The 19,603-nt window shown below is 66.4% G+C and carries 15 protein-coding genes; 6 read left to right on the top strand and 9 right to left on the bottom strand.

Annotation, left to right across the window (positions count from 1 at the left end; translation table 11 throughout):
• Nucleotides 1-26 precede the first annotated feature (26 nt).
• Entirely contained in the window at nucleotides 27-1,184 is a 1,158-nt protein-coding gene (gene rnd / locus ACFO5X_RS25185; protein ID WP_380722832.1) for a ribonuclease D, read from the top strand.
• 114 nt (nucleotides 1,185-1,298) lie between these two features.
• Here the strand turns inward: rnd and ACFO5X_RS25190 are convergent, their stop codons facing one another.
• A complete protein-coding gene (locus tag ACFO5X_RS25190; RefSeq protein WP_380722834.1) occupies nucleotides 1,299-3,761 on the bottom strand; it encodes a penicillin acylase family protein in 2,463 nt (820 codons plus the stop codon).
• Nucleotides 3,762-3,881: 120 nt separating this feature from the next.
• Between ACFO5X_RS25190 and ACFO5X_RS25195 the strand changes: the two genes are divergently transcribed.
• On the top strand, nucleotides 3,882-4,754 hold the full coding sequence (locus tag ACFO5X_RS25195; protein WP_380722836.1) for an NAD(P)-dependent oxidoreductase: 873 nt from the start codon (nucleotides 3,882-3,884) through the stop codon (nucleotides 4,752-4,754).
• Nucleotides 4,755-4,858: 104 nt separating this feature from the next.
• Nucleotides 4,859-5,452: a hypothetical protein gene (locus ACFO5X_RS25200; RefSeq protein ID WP_380722838.1), complete on the top strand. Its 594-nt coding sequence runs from the start codon at nucleotides 4,859-4,861 to the stop codon at nucleotides 5,450-5,452.
• 67 nt (nucleotides 5,453-5,519) lie between these two features.
• Here the strand turns inward: ACFO5X_RS25200 and ACFO5X_RS25205 are convergent, their stop codons facing one another.
• A complete protein-coding gene (locus ACFO5X_RS25205; protein WP_380722842.1) occupies nucleotides 5,520-6,095 on the bottom strand; it encodes a lipid-binding SYLF domain-containing protein in 576 nt (191 codons plus the stop codon).
• 208 nt (nucleotides 6,096-6,303) lie between these two features.
• Nucleotides 6,304-7,302 (bottom strand): porphobilinogen synthase, encoded by a 999-nt coding sequence (hemB, locus tag ACFO5X_RS25210; protein ID WP_380722846.1) that lies wholly within the window; start codon nucleotides 7,300-7,302, stop codon nucleotides 6,304-6,306.
• A gap of 119 nt (nucleotides 7,303-7,421) precedes the next feature.
• Here hemB and ACFO5X_RS25215 point away from each other — a divergent pair, with 119 nt between their 5' ends.
• Together ACFO5X_RS25215 and mfd are read left to right on the top strand one after the other, a co-directional pair.
• Entirely contained in the window at nucleotides 7,422-7,943 is a 522-nt protein-coding gene (locus tag ACFO5X_RS25215; RefSeq protein ID WP_380722848.1) for a component of SufBCD complex, read from the top strand.
• Between the two features lie 33 nt (nucleotides 7,944-7,976).
• Nucleotides 7,977-11,429 (top strand): transcription-repair coupling factor, encoded by a 3,453-nt coding sequence (mfd, locus tag ACFO5X_RS25220; protein ID WP_380722852.1) that lies wholly within the window; start codon nucleotides 7,977-7,979, stop codon nucleotides 11,427-11,429.
• Between the two features lie 6 nt (nucleotides 11,430-11,435).
• Here the strand turns inward: mfd and ACFO5X_RS25225 are convergent, their stop codons facing one another.
• The 4 genes from ACFO5X_RS25225 to ACFO5X_RS25240 all read right to left on the bottom strand — a co-directional run bounded on the left by ACFO5X_RS25225 (nucleotide 11,436) and on the right by ACFO5X_RS25240 (nucleotide 16,643).
• Nucleotides 11,436-13,112: a hypothetical protein gene (locus tag ACFO5X_RS25225; RefSeq protein ID WP_380722855.1), complete on the bottom strand. Its 1,677-nt coding sequence runs from the start codon at nucleotides 13,110-13,112 to the stop codon at nucleotides 11,436-11,438.
• A gap of 52 nt (nucleotides 13,113-13,164) precedes the next feature.
• Entirely contained in the window at nucleotides 13,165-14,361 is a 1,197-nt protein-coding gene (locus ACFO5X_RS25230; RefSeq protein WP_380723243.1) for a multidrug effflux MFS transporter, read from the bottom strand.
• A gap of 111 nt (nucleotides 14,362-14,472) precedes the next feature.
• Complete coding sequence (locus ACFO5X_RS25235; protein ID WP_380722858.1) at nucleotides 14,473-15,126, bottom strand: DsbA family oxidoreductase; 654 nt, start codon at nucleotides 15,124-15,126, stop codon at nucleotides 14,473-14,475.
• Nucleotides 15,123-16,643, bottom strand: a complete 1,521-nt coding sequence (locus ACFO5X_RS25240) for a class I adenylate-forming enzyme family protein (protein ID WP_380722866.1) — start codon at nucleotides 16,641-16,643, stop codon at nucleotides 15,123-15,125. The genes ACFO5X_RS25235 and ACFO5X_RS25240 overlap by 4 nt, the downstream gene beginning before the upstream one ends.
• Nucleotides 16,644-16,708: 65 nt before the next feature.
• Here ACFO5X_RS25240 and ACFO5X_RS25245 point away from each other — a divergent pair, with 65 nt between their 5' ends.
• Complete coding sequence (locus ACFO5X_RS25245) at nucleotides 16,709-17,332, top strand: helix-turn-helix domain-containing protein (protein ID WP_380722868.1); 624 nt, start codon at nucleotides 16,709-16,711, stop codon at nucleotides 17,330-17,332.
• Nucleotides 17,333-17,334: 2 nt separating this feature from the next.
• On the opposite strand, the gene ACFO5X_RS25250 is transcribed toward ACFO5X_RS25245, so the two are convergent.
• Nucleotides 17,335-17,580, bottom strand: coding sequence for a forkhead box protein (locus ACFO5X_RS25250; protein WP_380722870.1), 246 nt, complete (start codon nucleotides 17,578-17,580; stop codon nucleotides 17,335-17,337).
• Between the two features lie 127 nt (nucleotides 17,581-17,707).
• The gene (locus ACFO5X_RS25255) at nucleotides 17,708-19,525 is read right to left on the bottom strand and encodes an extracellular solute-binding protein (protein ID WP_380722872.1); all 1,818 of its coding nucleotides are present in this window, start codon (nucleotides 19,523-19,525) and stop codon (nucleotides 17,708-17,710) included.
• Between the last annotated feature and the right edge of the window lie 78 nt (nucleotides 19,526-19,603).

Raw genomic sequence — 19,603 nt, forward strand, 5'->3', positions numbered from 1 at the left:
CAGATACGGAACAGCACCGGGACCCCATGAAGACGCTCACGACAACCGAAGATCTGGCTGCCTTCTGCGCCGCCGCCGCCGCCCATCCCTATGTCACCGTCGACACCGAGTTCCTGCGGGAACGCACCTATTACTCGAAGCTGTGCCTGGTGCAGCTGGCGATGCCGGGCACCGACGATTCCACCGCCGTGCTGGTCGATCCGCTGGCCGAGGGGCTGTCGCTGGAACCGCTCTACGAGCTCTTCCGTAACCGCGATGTGGTCAAGGTCTTCCATGCCGCGCGGCAGGATCTGGAGATCTTCTGGGTCGACGCCCAGGTCTTTCCCGAGCCGCTGTTCGACACCCAGGTCGCGGCCATGGTCTGCGGCTTTGGCGAACAGGCCGGATACGAGACGCTGGTGCGCAAGATCGCGCGCGGCACGGTCGACAAGACCTCGCGCTTTACCGACTGGTCGCGCCGGCCGCTGTCCGAGGCGCAGAAGGCCTATGCACTGGCCGATGTGACCCATCTGCGCAAGGTCTACGAATTCCTCGCGGCCGAGCTGGAAAAGACCGGGCGCAAGCACTGGGTCGAGGAAGAACTGCAGATCCTGACCAACCCGGCCACCTATGACAGCAACCCGGACGAGGCCTGGCTGCGCCTGAAGACGCGGACCAATACGCCGCGCTTTCTCGGGGTGGTGCGCGAACTCGCCGCCTTCCGCGAACGCCACGCGCAGGAGAACGACATCCCGCGCAACAGGGTCTACAAGGACGACGCGCTGATGGAGCTGGCCTCGGCCAAGCCGAAGTCCGAGGCCGACCTGTCTGGTCTGCGCCTGCTGCTGCGCGAGGCGCGGCGCGGGGCGATCGCCGAGGGCATCCTCGCCGCCGTCAAGCGCGGTCTGGAGTTGCCCAATGACGAGCTGCCCCAGGTCGACCGGTCGCGCGAGCGGATGCAGGTCAACCCGGCGCTGGCCGACCTGCTGCGCGTGCTGCTCAAGGCCAAGACCGAAAGTTCGGGGGTGGCCGCCAAGCTGATCGCCTCGAGCGCCGATCTGGACGCCATCGCCGCCGGCGAACGCGACGCCCCGGCGCTGACCGGCTGGCGGCGCGAGGTCTTCGGCGCCGACGCCCTGCGCCTCTGCGACGGCAAGATCGCGCTGGCGGCGAAGGGTCAGACCGTGCGCACGGTCGAGCTCTGACCTGAGGTCCACGCGCCTTGGGATGCGTGGCCAGCGGGGGCTCTGCCCCCGTCTCCCTGCGGTCGACTCCCCTGAGGTATTTGATAACCAGAGAAGCCAGGGGCGCGGGGCGTCCTAGCGGCGTGGCACCAGATGTGTGATTCCGACCGAGGCGGCGCGGGCGAGGTTCACGTCGAGCGACATCGGGATATACTCGCCGCGCCGCCAGAGCTGCGCCAGATCGTCGTAATGGCGTGACAGCGGGTGTCCGGACTGGCCGGTCGAGATGATGAAGACCGAACTGTCGGGGTCGGTGAAGTCATAGACCCCGCGATAGCCCGCCCCGTGGACATTGGTGAAGGGGTCCGGATCCTCGCCCGAGGTGCGCCCGCGCAGCAGCGTGTTGTCGCCGCCGCTGGTCGACTGGTGGATGTTCACGAAGGTCTTGAGCAGCGGGATCTCGCCCAGCACCGGGTGGTCGTGTGTCGCCTGATGCGCATCGCCCCAGCGCAGCGATTCCAGCGCCGTGCCGTAATGTTCGGCGATCCAGATCAGCGCGTCGTCGAGCGCGATCCGCGCCATGTCGGTGCAGGTCTCCTTCGGCGCGCTCTGGATCACGTCGCACCAGATGCCGGCGCCGTCGACATTCTTGAACACCCGCTCGATGAAGATCGGTTCCAGATGTTTGAATTCGGTCGCCAGCGGCCCCAGCTCGTCGCGGATCAGCCGGTCCTGCAGGGCGCGCATCCAGGCGGCGTAGATCAGCGGCTCGGGCAGATGCTCGTTCATCTCGCCGTTCCAGTCGGCCAGCAGGGCCAGCGTGATCTGGCGCTGGCGCTCGGGCGTGCCCTCGGGAGCGGCCTGGCCGGTGAACCAGAGATCCGCGCCGACCAGCGGCAGCAGGGTGCGCGCGGTGAAGGAGACGGGATCGAGCTGCGCCTCGATCAGGCTGTCGCGGGTATGGACCTGGCGCGATTGCATCAGCCGCTGCCAGCGGTTGATCCGCTGGGTGTCGCCCCAGGTGAAGGAGATGTGGTTGGGGAAGGGCCGTTCGAGGATCTTGTTGTTGGTATTGCCGAGGATGCCGCCGCGCGGATTGACGAATTCGGGGTTCGAGGCATAGGGCATCCGCCCCATCCACCGGTTTTCGGCGCGCCATCCCTGGCTCGGCATCCGGCCCTGGCTCTGATGCCGGGGGTCGCGGCGGGGAACGGCGCCGATCATCTTCATCGCGATGCCGGTCTGGTCGGCCAGCATGAGGTTCTGCGAGGGCGCGATATAGCCCTCGGCGGCAGCGATCGCCTCCTGCACACTTGAGGTGTTCATCACCGCGATGGCGGCCGAGAGCGTGGTGTCGTTCGGGCTGAGCGCGGTCCAGGCCAGCGACATGACGTGACCGGGCGGCGTGACGGCGTCCAGGTTGAACTGGCTGCCGGGCAGCACCGGGCCGTTCTCGGTCCAGCGCAGGGTCAGGGTGACGGGCGCGGCGTCCTTGATCTCGATGATCGAGGGACGCGAGATGAAGTCCTTGTAGCCCTGAGGTGTCAGATATTGCTGCGGATTCTCGGGGTTCAGCTTTTCGACATAGAGGTCCTGATCGTCGAGATAGGAAGAGGTGACGCCCCAGCCGAGTTTCGCGCTGCGCCCGGTCAGCACCACGGGGATGCCGGGGATGGTGCCGCCGATGACCCCGCCCGCCGCCAGCTCCAGCCGGGCGAGATACCAGACCGACGGGGCGGTAAAGCCGAGGTGGGGGTCGTTGCCAAGCAGCGTGCCGCCCGAGGCCGAGCGCGACGGCGCGGCGGCCCAGGCGTTCGAGGCGCCCGCCAGCCCGCGCGGCGGCACCGGCCAGAGCATGCCCGGCGGCGGCGAATCTTCGGCATAGCGCGGCGCGCCCGGGGCGAGGCTGGCGTATTCGGGCAGGGCGGCGATGCCGTTGCCGGGTGCGTCAGGCAGGATGTCGGCGATCCGCTTCCGATCCTCGAGCGTGAGCGAGACCCGTGCGCGCAGAACCTCTTCGCCCAGGTGGCCCGAAAGCTGCAGCGCCATCAGCTTGACGATGGCCAGGGAATCGCCCGGCTGCCAGGGCGCGACGGGGGTGTTGAAAAGGAACATCTCGGGCGCGCCGCGCCCCAGCGCGTTGTCGTTGATCTCGGCCAGGCGAGCGTTGACGCCGGCGGAATAGGCCTCGAGCGCGGCACGGGTCCGGTCGTCCTGCGCCGCGACCGAGCGCATGGCCAGGCGGTAGATGTCGAGCCGGCGCATCAGCGAGTCGGTGTTCAGCGTGCGCGCGCCGAAAACCTCGGACAGGCGGCCCTGCGCGGTGCGCCGCATCATCGTCATCTGCCACAACCGGTCCTGCGCGTGGGCGTAGCCGAGGCCGAAATAGACGTCGGCGTCGCTGGCCCCAAAGACATGGGGCACATTGGCATTGTCGCGCACGATCTCCACCGGTGCGGAGAGCCCCGTGACCTCGACCGTCGCGTCATAGTCGGGCAGCGACTGGCTGGCGAAGTAATAGACGCCGATCACCGCCAGCACGACCAGCCCGATCAGGCCCGCCGCAATGCGAATCAACCAGCGAAACACCACTGCCATGTTCTGTCCCTGTCGCGTGCTGCCGGGGCGCCTTTTAACGGCGAGAGATGATTGGACCCGGACGGATTGCCTGTTATTGAAACTTGGACATTAAGTGAAGTCGAACATGGGGGAAAGCGGATGGCAAAGCTGGCATTTCTGGGTCTTGGGGTAATGGGCTATCCGATGGCCGGACACCTGAGCAAGGCCGGTCACGACGTGACGGTCTATAACCGCAGCGGCGCAAAGGCGCAGAAATGGGTCGCCGAATTCGGCGGCAGCGCCGCCGCGACCCCGCGCGAGGCGGCCAGTGGCGCCGATTTCGTGATGGCCTGCGTCGGCAATGACGACGACCTGCGCTCGGTCTGCCTGGGCGAGAAGGGGGCCTTTGCCGGAATGCGTTCGGGCGCGGTTTTTGTCGATCACACCACCGTTTCGGCCAAGGTCACGCGAGAGCTTTATTCGGCCGCCGATGCAAAACAGGTGAGCTTTGTCGATGCGCCGATTTCGGGCGGGCAGGCGGGGGCCGAGAACGGCAAGCTGTCGATCATGTGCGGCGGCGACAAGGGCGCCTATGACCGGGCCGAGCCGGTGATGGCCGCCTATGCCCGCATCTGCCGCCGGATCGGGGAGAGCGGCGCGGGTCAGATGACCAAGATGTGCAATCAGATCGCTATCGCCGGTCTGGTGCAGGGCCTCAGCGAGGCGCTGCATTTCGCCGAGAAGGCGGGTCTGGACGGGCGCGCGGTGGTCGAGGTGATCAGCCAGGGTGCGGCCGGCAGCTGGCAGATGCAGAACCGCTACGAAACCATGCTGGACGATCATTTCGAACATGGTTTCGCGGTCGACTGGATGCGCAAGGATCTGGGCATCTGCCTGGATACGGCAGACGAGAACGGGGCGAGCCTGCCGGTCACGGCGCTGGTCGACCAGTTCTACAAGGACGTCCAGAAGATGGGTGGCGGACGGTGGGATACCTCCAGCCTGTTCAAGCGGCTGCGCAAGATGGGGTGACCCTCACGGGTTCGTGAGGGTTTGTGACTCAACTTTCTTCGAGGACGGGGCGTTGGGCTCCTGTCAAAGGCGGGGATGCCCGTCGGAAAAGAAAAGGAAGCACAATGAAACTCTTCATGACCACGGCAGCCATCTCCGCTCTTCTCGCCACCGGCGTGATCGCCGAAACCACGTCGCGGGGTGCCGACGCCCCCACCGCCCAGGAAACCGTGGGCACCGAGCTGAAGGCAGACGCCGCCAAGTCGACGCCCGAAGCTTCGCGCGGTGCCGGCAATCCGAGCTCGGAAGAAGTTGCGAAAGACCCCGCCGTTCCGGCGGTCGATCAGGTGGCCACTGGCGAGACCCCGGATGCCTCGCGTGGCGCCGAGGCCGTTCGCAGCGAGGACGTGGCCAAGGATACCAACGCCGCCGCGACCACAGGTGTTGTTGTGGCTGTCCCGGCTGCCGACAAGGACGCCGACACGGACAAGACCGCTTCGCGTGGTGCGGACAATCCCACCAGCGAGGAAGTGGCCGAAGGCAAGGCCGACGCCAATGTCTACAAGACCAAGGACAGCGAAGTGGAAGCTTCGCGTGGTGAAGATGCCGTGCGTGGTGAAGATGTCGCGGGCGACCAGCCGTCGACCAATCCCTCGGAAGCATCGCGTGGCGCAGATAATGCCAGCGGTGAAGAGATCACGACCGGCAACGACAGCTGACGCGACCATCGCGTGCTATAACGCAGAAACGCCGGGCTTCAGCCCGGCGTTTTTTTGTTTCGCGCCCTCAGGGAATGATGCGCGTGTATTTGATGCCTTCCAGCGTCGCGCCAATCCGCAGTCCGGCCCGTCCGAAGACGGCGGCCAGGACGGGCGAACGCAGCGTCGTCGTATCGGTGGCGATCGAGTCGCCCTTATCCGAGAAGACATATTCGATGTCGCCGCCGGCAACCCAGCCAGAGGAGCGGCGGAAATCGGCAAGCGCGTCCTCGGTCATGAAGAACAGGACATGGGCATATTGCTGCACGCCGATCTGAAAACCGGCGCTGGCCTTGGCGGTCGAGTAATAATCCACCGAGACGCCGTTCACGCGCAGCGCGCCGCGCCCGTATCCGGCGCCGAGCCAAAGCCCGCCTTCGGTCACCAGCGGCATGACCAGCAGGCCTGCGGCCTTCTGTGCCAGACCCCGGGTATTGGGATAGAGCGAATACATCTCGCTCAGCGTCGCATCGACACGGGCGTCGATCTTCGAACCGTAGGTGCTGCCCACGCCGTTGCCGCAAGCGGCGGTGACCGAAAGACCCGCGAGGGCGGTCAGGGTAAAGCCGCGACGGGAAAGCCGCAAAGAAGAATTTGTGCTCATGGGTTCACTGCCTGATTGACTGCAATATCTGGTCGGTTGCTCCGGCCTTGCCCCGAGATATACGCGGAACTGTGGACAATGTCACGCTTGAACGGTCCATTCTCGGCGCGAACCTGCCGCGCTTCAGCGTCACGGTGTATGGCAAACTGGCGCGAGCAATCAGAGGTTGAGTGGGCCGCCGCGGCGGGCGGCCCGCCTGGCGAGCCGTTCAGCCGTTCAGCAGACGCGCCGCGGCAGGGGCGAAATAGGTCAGCACGCCGTCGCATCCGGCGCGTTTGAAGCCCGCGAGGCTTTCCATCATCACCCGCTCGCCGTCGATCCAGCCGTTCTGTGCGGCCGCCTGGATCATCGCGTATTCGCCGCTGACCTGATAGGCGAAGGTGGGCACGCCGAAGCTGTCCTTCACCCGGCGCACGATGTCGAGATAGGGCATCCCGGGTTTCACCATCACCATATCCGCCCCTTCGGAGAGGTCGCGTTCGATCAGCCGCAGCGCCTCGTTCGAATTGGCCGGATCCATTTGATAGGTCTTCTTGTCGCCCCTCAGCGCGCCGGTGGCGCCGACCGCATCCCGGAACGGTCCATAGAAGGCGGATGCATATTTGGCGGCATAGCTCAGGATCATCACGTTCTGATGCCCGCCGGATTCCAGCGCCGAACGGATCGCGCCGATGCGGCCGTCCATCATGTCGGACGGGCCGATGATGTCGGCCCCGGCCTCGGCCTGGGCCACGGCCATCTTCACCAGCGCCTCGACCGTGCGGTCGTTGACGATCTCGCCGTCGACGACAAAGCCGTCATGGCCGTTGATGTTGTAGGGGTCGAGCGCCACGTCGGTCATCACCGCCATCTCGGGCACAGCCGCCTTTATCGCACGGATCGCCCGGTTCGACACGTTGTCCGGGCTCCAGGCCATCGCGCAATCCTCGGTGCGCTGCTCCAGGGGGGTGTAGGGAAAGATGCAGATCGCCGGAACGCCCATGTCGTAGGCCTCGCGCGCCGCCGTGGCAACGCGGTCGACGCTGCGCCGCACCACCCCGGGCATCGACACCACCGGTTCCTCGATCCCCTCGCCTTCGCGCACGAAGACCGGCCAGATCAGATCGTCAGCCGACAGCAGCGTTTCCCGCACCAGCCCGCGGATCGCCGGCGATTGCCGCGCACGGCGCAGGCGGGTCATCGGAAAGGGCGCGACGGTCGGTTTCATGGTACGGTCTCCTTGCACAATCCGGCTTTGGGTGGCATGGAATGCGAACCCTCACAAGAGCGACAATTGCCGCAAGGGCGCCCTCGGCGAAACGGCGGACAGAGACAAGGGCCTCGCGTTTGAACTGGTACACCTCGATTTTCGAGCTGATCGACATGCGGTCCTTTTCCAACCTGTGGTTCTGGATCGCGCTTGCGGTTTTCTGGTCGACCACCAGCCACTGGGTGCTGGGCGTGCCCTTCGACATGGTGCAGCGCGCGCGCCGTCACGGCGGGCAGGCCGAGGCCGACCTCGCCGACATCGCGCGGGTCAACGTGAACCGGCTGCTGTTCATCGCGCGCATATCGGGGCTGTGGATCCTGGGCTTTGCCTGCTTCGTGCTGACCATGCTGGCGCTGCTCGGCTTCTGGTACGGCGTGGAATTCGCGCAGGCGCTCTTTCTGCTGGCCTTTCCGATGTCGCTGGTCGGGCTGCTCAGCCTTTCGACCGCGCAGCAGATCGAGACCGAGGAATCGCAGGGCGAACAGCTGTGCCGCCGCCTCACGCGGCACCGGCTCAAGGTGCAGCTGATCGGCACGGCGTCGATCTTTGTCACCGCCTTGTGGGGCATGTATCAAAACCTGAACGTCGGGGTCCTCTGACCCCGTCGTCCTGAACCTGCTGGACGGCTTGCCATGACATCCGCCGAACATATCGCCGTTGGCGGCGCGCCCGAAGGCTTCGACGCGCGGCTGGTGCTGAACGAACTGGCGCGGACGGGGCGCCCCGTGCTGCATGTCGCGCGCGACGACAAGCGGCTGGCCGCGATGCAGGCGGCGCTGGCCTTCTTCGCGCCCGAGGTTCCGGTGCTGACCTTTCCCGGCTGGGATTGCCTGCCCTATGACCGGGTCTCGCCCCATGCCGACATCTCGGCCGCGCGGATGGCGACACTGGCGGCGCTGGTGCATCAGCTGCCACAACAGTTCATCCTGCTGACGACGCTGAACGCGGCGACCCAGCGGGTGCCGGCGCGCGAGATCCTGCGCGAGGCGGCCTTCACCGCGCGCGTCGGCCATCGGATCGACGAGGCGGGGCTGCGCAGCTTCCTTGTCCGCATGGGCTTTTCGCAAAGCCCGACGGTGATGGAACCCGGCGATTATGCCGTGCGCGGCGGCATTATCGACATCTATCCGCCGGGCGAGGGCGGGCCGGTGCGGCTCGACCTCTTCGGCGACACGCTGGACGGCGCACGCCGTTTCGATCCGGTGACCCAGCGCACCACCGAAAAGCTGAGCGTGGTCGAGCTGGCCCCGGTCAGCGAGGTCATCCTGGACGACGCCGCAATCACCCGGTTCCGCCAGAACTACCGCATCGAATTCGGCGCGGCGGGCACCGACGATCCGCTGTACGAGGCGGTCAGCGCGGGCAGGAAGCACGCGGGCATCGAACACTGGCTGCCCTTCTTCCACGAAAAGCTGGAAACCCTGTTCGACTATCTGCCGGATGCCACGGTGACGATGGATGACCAGTCCACGCCGACCCGTCTGGCGCGCTGGGACAGCATCGCCGACCAGTATGAAACCCGCCGCATTGCGCTGACGCAGAAATCGCGGATGGATTCCGTCTACAAACCCGCGCCGCCGGGCCTGCTCTATCTCGACGACGCCGCGTGGGAGAAGGCGGTCGCCGACCGCCGCGTGATGCAGTTCAACCCGCTGCCGCAGGCCAGCGGCCCCCGGGTGATCGACGCCGGCGGCCGGATCGGGCGCAACTTCGCCCCCGAGCGGCAGCAGGAAAGCATCAGCCTCTTCGGCGCGCTGGCCACGCATATCCGCAAGCGGATGGTGGCGGGGCCGGTCGTCGTCGCCTCGTACTCCGAGGGCGCGCGGGAACGGTTGGCCGGGCTGATCGAGGACGAGGGGCTGGCCGAAACGATCCTGATTCCGAACGGGACCCGGATCGGCAAGCGCGGGCTCTATCTGGCGGTGTGGGGTCTGGAGCACGGGTTCGAGGCGCAGGGCCTGACGGTCATCGCCGAACAGGACGTGCTGGGCGACCGGCTGATCCGCAGCCAGAAGAAGAAACGCCAGGCCGAGAACTTCCTGACCGAGGCGCAATCGCTGACGCCGGGCGATCTGGTCGTGCACGTCGATCACGGCATCGGGCGCTATCAGGGGCTGGAGGTGATCACGGCGGCCGGCGCGGCGCATGAATGCCTGCTGCTGGAATATGCCGAGAACGCGCGGCTGTACCTGCCGGTCGAGAACATAGAACTGCTCAGCAAATACGGCCACGAAGAAGGCCTGCTCGACAAGCTGGGCGGCGGGGCCTGGCAGGCCAAGAAGGCCCGCCTAAAGGAACGCATCCGCGAGATGGCCGACCGGCTGATCCGCGTGGCCGCCGAACGCGCGCTGCGCACGGCGCCCGTGCTGGAACCGGAGCATCACGCCTGGGAGGCCTTCAGCGCGCGCTTCCCCTACGAGGAAACCGACGACCAGCTGCGCGCCATCGCAGACGTGCTGGGCGACCTCGGGCAGGGTTCGCCGATGGACCGGCTGGTCTGCGGCGACGTCGGCTTTGGCAAGACAGAGGTGGCGATCCGGGCCGCCTTTGTCGCGGCCATGTCGGGCGCGCAGGTGGCGGTGATCGCGCCGACCACGCTGCTGGCCCGCCAGCACTATGCCAGCTTTGCCGAACGCTTCCGCGGCTTCCCGGTGCAGGTGCGACAGCTGTCGCGCTTTGTCCCCGCGAAAGAGGCGCAGATCACCCGCGACCTGATGGCCAAGGGGCAGGTGGATATCGTGGTCGGCACCCATGCCCTGCTGGCCAAGGGCGTGCAGTTCAAGAATCTCGGCCTGCTGATCATCGACGAGGAACAGCACTTTGGCGTGGCCCACAAGGAACGGCTCAAGGCGATGCGCACCGATGTGCACGTGCTGACGCTGACCGCCACGCCGATCCCGCGCACCCTGCAACTGTCGCTGTCAGGCGTGCGCGACCTCAGCATCATCGGCACGCCGCCGGTCGACCGTCTGGCGATCCGCACCTATGTCAGCGAATTCGACGCGGTGACCGTGCGCGAGGCGCTGCTGCGCGAACGCTACCGCGGCGGGCAGAGTTTCTACGTGGTGCCGCGCATTGCCGACCTGCCGGAAATCGAGACCTTCCTCAAGGAACAGGTGCCCGAAGTCTCGGTGGTCGTCGCCCACGGCCAGATGGCCCCGGGCGAGCTCGACGACCGCATGAACGCCTTCTACGACGGCAAGTTCGATGTGCTGCTGGCGACGACCATCGTGGAATCCGGCCTCGACATCCCGACCGCCAACACGATGATCATCCACCGCGCCGACATGTACGGGCTGGCGCAGCTCTACCAGATCCGCGGCCGCGTGGGCCGGTCCAAGACGCGCGCCTATGCCTATCTCACCACCAAGCCGCGTGCCAAACTGACGGCGGCGGCAGAGAAACGGCTGCGCGTGCTCGGCTCGCTCGACACTCTGGGCGCGGGCTTCACGCTGGCCAGCCAGGATCTCGACATTCGCGGCGCGGGCAACCTGCTGGGCGAGGAACAGTCGGGCCAGATGCGCGACGTGGGATACGAACTGTATCAGTCGATGCTGGAGGAGGCGATTGCCAAGATCCGTTCGGGCCAGATGGAGGGCCTGTCCGAGGTCGACGACCAGTGGGCGCCGCAGATCAACCTGGGCGTCTCGGTGCTGATCCCCGAAGACTACGTGCCCGATCTGGACGTGCGTCTGGGCCTTTACCGGCGACTGTCCTCGCTGACCACCAAGGTCGAGCTGGAAGGCTTTGCCGCCGAGCTGATCGACCGTTTCGGCAAGCTGCCGCGCGAGGTGAACACGCTGCTGCTGGTCGTGCGCATCAAGGCGATGTGCAAGCGTGCTGGCATCGCCAAGCTGGACGGCGGCCCCAAGGGCGCGACGATCCAGTTCCACCAGGACAAGTTCGCCTCGCCGCAGGGGCTGGTCGAGTTCATCCAGGACCAGCGCGGCATGGCCAAGGTCAAGGACAACAAGATCATCGTGCGCCGCGACTGGGCGACCGAGGCCGACAAGATCAAGGGCGCCTTCGCCATTGCGCGCGACCTGGCCGAAAAGGCCGGTACGCGCGGCAAACCTGCGAAGTAAGGCGGATCAGGCGGGCAGGGCGAAGGGCTTCATCGCCGCCTGCGCACAGAAGCACGAGGCGCCGACACGGCTGTCGGCGCGCGCCAGCGCCAGATCCAGCCGCAGCCGGATCTGCGCGCGCTCGGCGCTTTCGCCGCGTCTCTCAAGACAGTCGTGCAGGCCCTTGAGACTCCACACGTTATCGGGATGCACAGTGGCCCGCGACAGCTGCCCGCCCAGCCCCAAATCCTCGCGATAGACCGCCTCGGCCTCGTCGACGCGGCCCTGTTCAAACAGCAGCGCCCCCAGCGCGTGGCGTGCCGGCTGCATCCATCCCCAGGGCTCGTCATAGGGCAGCGCATCCTCCAGCGCGACCGATCGGCGCAGGTGATCGAAGGCGCGGTCATGTGCACCTTTGCGGTATTCAATTTCGCCCCGCACCATTTCCTTCGCGATTTCAAGCAGATCGGTGACCTTGTTGTTGTGGAGCAGTCGCGTGTCCGGCACCTCGGACGCGGCCTGCAGGAACAGCTGTTCCTCGCGCTCGGCCTGATCTACCCGGCCCAGCGCGGCATTGCCGACGGCCCGCGCGTAATAGGTCATCACTGTCCAGCAGCGGTAGAGCGCGCGGTCCTGCGGAGGCTCCAGCCGGATCGCCTCCTGCCACTTGCCGAAACGGATCAGCACATGTGGCTCCATCCCCATGAAGCTTTCGAAGAAATCCGCCATCGGCGGGCTTTCGATGCGCAGCATCTCTTCGGGTACCGTCGCGGCCATGCCCCGGATCGCGCGCAGCGCCGGTTCGATCTGCCCGAGGAACATCGCGCCATAGATGACGAAGTGGTAATTGTGCTGGCGATAGCCGGTGTAGAAATTGAACGCCCCGTTGCGATTGTAATACTTCAGGTCGGCCTCGATGGCGCGTTCGTTCCAGAACACCACGTCATGGTAATTGCCGCAGAGCACGTCGATGTGCGTCGGCATGTGGACGAGGTGGCCCGCATCCGGCACCAGCCGGCGCAGCACGTCGGCGGCCTTCAACGCCTTTTCCGGAAAGGGCGACATTTCCATCAGGTGGACGTAGAGATGCAGCAGCCCCGGATGGGCCATGCCGCCGGGCCGCGCCATCGCGGTTTCCAGCACCTGCCGCGCCTCTTCGGTGGCGGCGCCCTCGGCCGGGCAGGCGCGCGCCAGATCCCACATCTGCCAGGGCGTCAGCGTCAGCAGCGATTCCGCGAAAACCGAGCAGACGTCGAGATTGTCAGGATGGGCGGCATATACCGCGCGCATTTCGGCGGCAAAGGCGCGGTCCCAGGCCTCCATGTCGTCGGTCGTGTCGCGCTGCGGATAGCGCGCGCACAGCGCACGGATCAGCGCCGCCTCGATCGGGGTGGCGCTGTCGATCCGCGCCATCGCCGCCTGCGTCGCGTCATAGGCCCCGGCCAGCGCCTTGGCGCGGCCCCTGTCGTCATAGAGTTCCCACGGCAGGTTGTAGTTCGGCCCCGTGGCATAGGCGACGCCCCAGTGCGGCATAGCGGCCTGCGGGTCCAGTTCGGCGGCGCGGCGATAGCAGGCGATGGCCTCTTCGTGGTTGAAGCCGTAGGTCCAGTTCAGCCCACGGTCGAACCAGAGCTGCGCCGCCTCACTCGCAGTGGTGATCGGCCAGCCATAGCTGCCGAGATCATAGCCATAGTCGTCTTGCATCGCTGTCTTCCTTCTGCCGCGCGCGCATTTGACACCGGCGGCGGCACCAAGGTCAAACGGGCTTTCGCCGCTCGACTGCGGCCATGCGCAGCATCCAGGCCAGCGAGACCGCCGACATGATCAGGATGCCCAGCGCCAGCGGCCGGGGTGTCCCGTCAAAGGCCAGCCCCACCGGCACCGCCAACAGCGAGGCGAGCACCGTGGTGATCGCGCCAAAGGCCGAGGCGGCGGTGCCGGCGATATGCCCCAGCGGCTCCATCGCGATGGCGTTCAGATTGCCAAGGGCGGTGCCGGCCATGAAGAAGACACTGGCCTGCCAGAGGAGGAAGGTGGCGAAGGCCGCGACCGGCCCGAGATGCGCGGCCGAAAGCGCCAGCATCAGCGAGGACATCACGATCTGCATGGCCAGCGTCCAGGTCACCATCCGGCGCATCCCGAAGCGCACCACCAGCGCGGCATTCAGCAGGCTGCCCGAGGCCGAGATCCCGGCCACCGCGCAGAACCAGAACGGAAATTCGGCGGCGCGGTCGAAGGTCTGCTCATAAATCTGCTGCACCGAGGACAGCATCGACAGCAGGATCGCCATACACAGCGTCTGCACCGCGACCGAGATCCGCACCGAGGCATGCGAGGCCATCTCGCGGATCGCCATGAGGATCAGGTTCAGCCGCAGCGGCCGGCGCGCCGAGGGGGGCAGGGGCTCGGGCAGGCGGACATACATCCAGGTGATCGAGATCAGCGAGAAGACGACGAAGGCCAGGAAAATCGCCCGCCATCCCGCCAGCGCGATGATCCCCGCACCCATCAGCGGCGCGAAGGCGGGGAAGATCGCGAAGATCAGCATCGCAATCGACATCATCCGCGCCATGATCCGGCCCGAGTAGAGATCGCGCATGATCGCCAGCGCCACGACCCGCGGCGCGGCGGCGCCCAGGCCCTGAACCACCCGCGCGGCCAGCACGACCTCAAGGCTTTCCGCCACATAGGCGACCAGCGCCGCCACGATATAGACGGCCGCCCCGGCCAGGATCACCGGCTTGCGCCCCAGCGCGTCGGATACCGGCCCGACGAACAAAGTGCCCACGCCCAGACCCAGGAAGAACATCGTCAGGATCAGCTGCGCGCGGTTCGGGTCGGAGGGACTCAATTCGGCGCCGATGTCAGGCAGCGCGGGCAGCATCGAGTCGATGGAAAAGGCGATGGTGGCGAACATCATCGCGATCAGCGCGATGAATTCGGTCTGGCTCATCCGGGTCATGGGGCAGATTCCTTGGTCTCTGCGGCCCTTAGCATCGGGGCGGCGCAGGCACCAGACCGGGCAGTTCACTTAACGTGGTAAATTCCGTGCGACGGCGCGGACTCAGGCATCCGGCGCGCGGTTCAGCTGGTCCGAGATCTCGCCGATCACCCGTGACCACAGCTCGGGCGACTGCGCCCCCGGCACAGCGTGCTTGCCGTCGACGATGAAGGTCGGCACCGAATTCACGCCCATCTGCCGGGCCTCGGCGTCGCGCCGGACGATATCGTCGTGGTCGGCATCGGACTCGAGCAGTCGGCGCACCACCGAGGCGTCCATGCCGATGGAATCGGCGATATCGGCCAGCGTGTCGGTGTCGCCGATATCGCGGCCCTCGGTGAAATAGGCGGCAAACAGCGCGTCGACCGCCTCCAGCTGCTTGGACTCGATCCCGGCCCAGTGGATCAGCCGATGCGCGTCCAGCGTATTAGGCGAGCGCTGCATCGCCTCGAAATTGATCTCCAGCCCGGCCGCCTTGGCATGTTCAACGACCGGCGCATAGGCGCGCACCGCACCCTCCTTGCCGCCGAACTTGGCTTCGAGATAGGCGCGCCGGTCCATGCCGCCGCGCGGCATCTCGGGGTTCAGCTGGAAGGGATGAAACTGGATTTCGAAGGGGTTCGACGGTGCCTGCGCCAGCGCACGGTCCAGATGAGTCTTGCCGATATAGCACCAGGGGCAGATCGGGTCGGAGAGGATGTCGAGCCTGACGGTCATGTTGCGGCCTTTTCGAAATGGGCCCGCAGTGCGCGGCGCAGCAGCTTGCCGTTGGCCCCGGTGGGCAGCTCGGGCAGGTGGATGAAGGCGCGCGGCTGCTTGTAGCGGGCGAGGTTTGCCTCGGCAAAGGCCTTGAGTGCCGACTCGTCCAGCGGTTGCGGCGCGGTGTAGAAGGCGGCAATCACGCGGGCGTCGGCCTTGACCTCCACCTCGGTCACGCCGACCTGGGTGATGCCGGGGAAGGCGGCCAGCGCGGCCTCGACCTCCAGCGGCGAGACGCGGTAGCCGCCGGCGTTCATCATGTCGTCGGCGCGGCCCAGATAGGTGATCTGCCCATCCACCGCCATCGCGCCCTGATCGCCGGTCAGGAACCAGTCGCCGGACATGCGGGCGGCGGTCTCCTCCGGCGCGTTCAGATAGCCCAGCATCAGTCCCGGGTCGTCACGATGCACGGCGATGGTGCCTTCCTCGCCCTGCGGCACCGGCCCGTCACTACCCAGGATCGCGACACGGCGGCCCTTCTGTGGCTGGCCCAGCGCATCGCCGCGCGCGGGATGAGCGGGGCTGGACGAGATGAAGGTCGAACATTCGGACATCCCGAAAGCCTCATACAGCCCCTTGCCGCCGGTCGCCTTTTCCCAGGCCAGGTGGAGGTCGCGCGACAGTTTCTCGCCCGCCGACAGCCCGTGGCGCAGGGCGGGCAGGTCAAGCTGCGGCTGCGCCTTCAGGATCTTGCGATAGACGCCGGGGGCGGCAGCAAAGATCGTCGCCCCGCTGCGCTTCAGCAGCGCCGGCAGCCGCGCGGGATCGGTCCCGGGCTCGGCGATCAGCGCGGTGGCCCCGGCGGTCCAGGGGTCCATCAGCCCGGTGCCCAGCGTATAGGTCCAGTTGAAGGCGCCCGCGTGCAGCAGGCGGTCATTGGCGCTCAGCCCGTACCAGCCGTCGAACATCATTTGGCGCGCCCAGATCGCGCGATGGGCATGGGCCACGGCGCGCGGCCGCCCCGAGGTGCCCGAGGTATAGACGATATAGCCCAGCCGGTTCGGGTCGCCCATGTCGAAGGGTGCGGGCGGCATGGAGCGCATTGCCCGCAGCTCTTCCACCGTGATCTCCCTCGCACCGGGCGCGCTGGCGACGGCGGGGTCGCGCAGCACGGCGGCGGGGGCGAGGTCGGCGATCATGCTGGCCGTCTCGCGCTCGGTCAGCTGCGACGAGGTGGGCACCGGCACTATCCCGGCTGCAATCGCGCCCAGATAGGCGATCGGGAAGTCGACCGTATTGCCCAGCCGCATCAGGACGATCTGCCCCGGCGCGATGCCGGCCTCGTAGAATCCGGTCGCCGTACCTCGCACGGCGGCGAGGATGGCGGAATAGGTCCAGTCGTCGGACCCGGCCTGCGATAGCACCGACAACGCGATCTTGTCGGGCGTCGCGCGGGCGCGGCCAAGCACATGCGCCGCCATGTTGAACGGCTTCGGGGCAGGGGGCGGGGGGCCTTGGTCGAAGATCGAAAGCATGGCGCAACCGCTAGCCTGACGCGGGGGCCGTTGCAAGGCTTGGGGCGGCTGCCTATAGAGTCGCCATGACCATGCGCGATCCCAAATCCCTGATCCGTATCGCCCGCGAATCCGGCGAGTCCAGCGAAGTCGAACCGCTGGACCTCGGCGCACGCGTGCGCCAGCTGCGCAAGGATCGCGACTGGACGCTGGAACAGGCGGCCAAACAGGCGGGCCTCGCGCGCTCGACCCTCTCGAAAATCGAGAACGGTCAGATGTCGCCGACCTATGACGCGCTCAAGAAGCTGGCGACGGGGCTACAGATTTCGGTGCCCCAGCTCTTCACTCCGCCGGAACGCGCGCAGGCCAACGGCCGCATGGCAGTGACCCGCGCCGAGGATGGTCAGCCGGTGGCGACGGTCACCTATGAACACAGCCTGCTGGCCGAATCGCTGACCCGCAAGAAGATGCTGCCCTACCGCGCCCGCGTCCGCGCCCGCGCGATGGAGGAATTCGACGGCTGGGTCCGCCACGACGGGGAAGAGTTCCTTTACGTGCTGACCGGCGTGATCCGGCTGTACACCGAATTCTACGAACCGGTGGACATGCGCCGGGGCGACAGCGCCTATTACGACGCCGCCATGGGCCATAACGTGATCTCGGTCAGCCCCGAGGATGCGACGATCCTCTGGGTCACGTCGCTCAGCTGAGGTTACTGCAGGCTGTGGGCGCGCTGCGGCGGCGCCAGTTCGCTGGCCAGCGTTTCGATATAGAGGAAATCCTCGATTTCCTCGCGCGCCTCGTTCAGCGACAGATTGTGCGAGCGTGCCAGATAGGCCTCGAACGTCCGGCGGTCATGCCGCACCCGGTTCATCGTGCCGGTTTCGAGATACGGAAAGCGCGCGCGCATCAGCGGCGACCAAATTTCCCAGTCCCTGGTAATGTCAGACCATTGCATGCTGACACATCCCTGTTGTCCATCCCCGCAATCAGCATGACGCAAGGAAAAGCGTTTTGTCAAAAACTCCGATGCGGGGCGCGTCGACTGACCGGATCTCAGGCAATTTTCCACCTGTCCGACGGGATCAATCGGCCTGAAACCACCAGACTTCCGGCAGAAACCCCGGCCGGTCGCCGTAAATCGGCGTTTTCGCGGGGTAGTGGAAGTCTCGGCGGTGGGCGATTCGGTCTACCGTGTCGTACCACAGCGGGATGACATAGCGCCCGGCCATCAGCACCCGGTCAAGTGCCTGGACCGCCGCGGTGAAGTCCTCGGGCGTGGTGGCGGAGAGCATGGCGTCAATCATCGCCTCGGCCGCCGGAACGTTCATGCCCATCAGATTGCGCGTGCCCGGGGCTGTCACGCCCTGGCTGCCCCAGTAGAGCCGCTGTTCGTTTCCCGGCGACAGCGACATGTCGCGCCGGTAGGTGGCAATATCGAAATCGTATTCCGTCTCGCGCGCGACGAATTGCGCATTGTCGACCCGGTCGACGCGCAGCGCGATCCCCAGCCGGTCGAGCGCCCGCGCATAGGTGTCGGCAATCGACTGGTTGCGCGTGTCGCCCTGCCGCAGCAGCACGGTCAGCTCCAGCGGGCGCCCGTCCGGCATCACCCGGCGGCCCTGTTCCACCGGCAGCCCGGCCTCGTCCAGCAGCGCCGAGGCGATGCGCAGGTTACCCCGATTGCGCAGTGTCCCGTCCGCCACCGGCAGCGCATAGCCTTCCATCGCGCCGGGCGGCAGGCTGTCGGCGAAGGGGGCGAGCAGGGCGCGCACCTTGCCCTCGGCCGGGCCGGGGCGCATCCCGAGGTCGGAGTTGTCGAAATAGGACCCGATACGTGGCTGCACGCCCCCGGTCACCGTCTCGTTCATGAATTCGAAGTTGAAGGCCTGCAGCAGCGCCTCGCGCACACGCCAGTCATCCAGCGGCTTGCGGCGCGTGTTGAAGACGAAGCCGGTCATGCCGGTCGGGCGGCCGTGGCGGATCTCTGACTTGATGACCTCGCCGCGCTGAACGGCGGGGAAATCGAAGAGGGTGGCCCAGCGTTCGGCATTCTCTTCGCGCAAGACGGACAGGTCGCCCGCCTTGAAGGCCTCGAACAGCACTGTTGAATCGGCGAAGAATTCCAGCTGGATCTCGTCGAAGTTCATCGTGCCGCGCCGCAGCGGTAGATCCTTGCCCCAATAGTCGGGATTACGCTGCAGCATGACCCGGCGGCCCGCTTCGTACAAGGCAACCGTATAGGGTCCGGAGCCGATGGGGATTTCCGACAGCGGCGCCGAGGCGAAATCGCGTCCCTCCCACTGCGCCTTCTTCAGAACCGGACGCAGACCCGCGATCAGCGGCAGTTCCCGGTCATCAGTGTTGAAGGTGATCCGCAGGCTGCGCGGCCCGGTCGCCGTGATCGAGGCGATCTTCGGGGGCAGGGTGCGATAACGCATGTGCCCCTCGCTGCCCAGCATCTCGAAGGACCAGATCACATCTTCGACAGTGACGGGCGTTCCGTCCGAAAATCGGGCCTCCTTCCGCAAGGTAAACTCTACCCACGACCGGTCCGGCGGCGTCTCGACCGATTCGGCCAAAAGCCCGTACAGCGTGAAGGGTTCGTCCAGCGACTGGCTCAGCAGGCTCTCGTACCCGAGGAAGCGCCATTGCCACGGTGGTGTGCCCTTTATGACGAAGGGGTTCAGAGAGTCGAACCCGCCGGTATTGCCGAAAACGATGCGCCCGCCCTTGGGGGCATCGGGGTTGGCATAGGGCAGCGACACAAAATCCGGTGGGAGCGCGGGCGCCCCATACATAGCTATGCCATGCGCCGATTCTGCCACCGCATCGCAACCCAGCCAGACAAGCGCAACCGTAGCGAGAACGGTGCCTGTCCGGCGGAAAATATCTGCTCGCATTTTGGCAACAATCCCGCTCTGCCCTTGTATTATTGGCCCTCAACGTATCGAGGGATTCTCGTCTTTTCAAACTTTTAG

Source organism: Seohaeicola nanhaiensis, assembly GCF_042654245.1.
In the GTDB taxonomy this organism is placed as follows: domain Bacteria; phylum Pseudomonadota; class Alphaproteobacteria; order Rhodobacterales; family Rhodobacteraceae; genus Seohaeicola_A; species Seohaeicola_A nanhaiensis.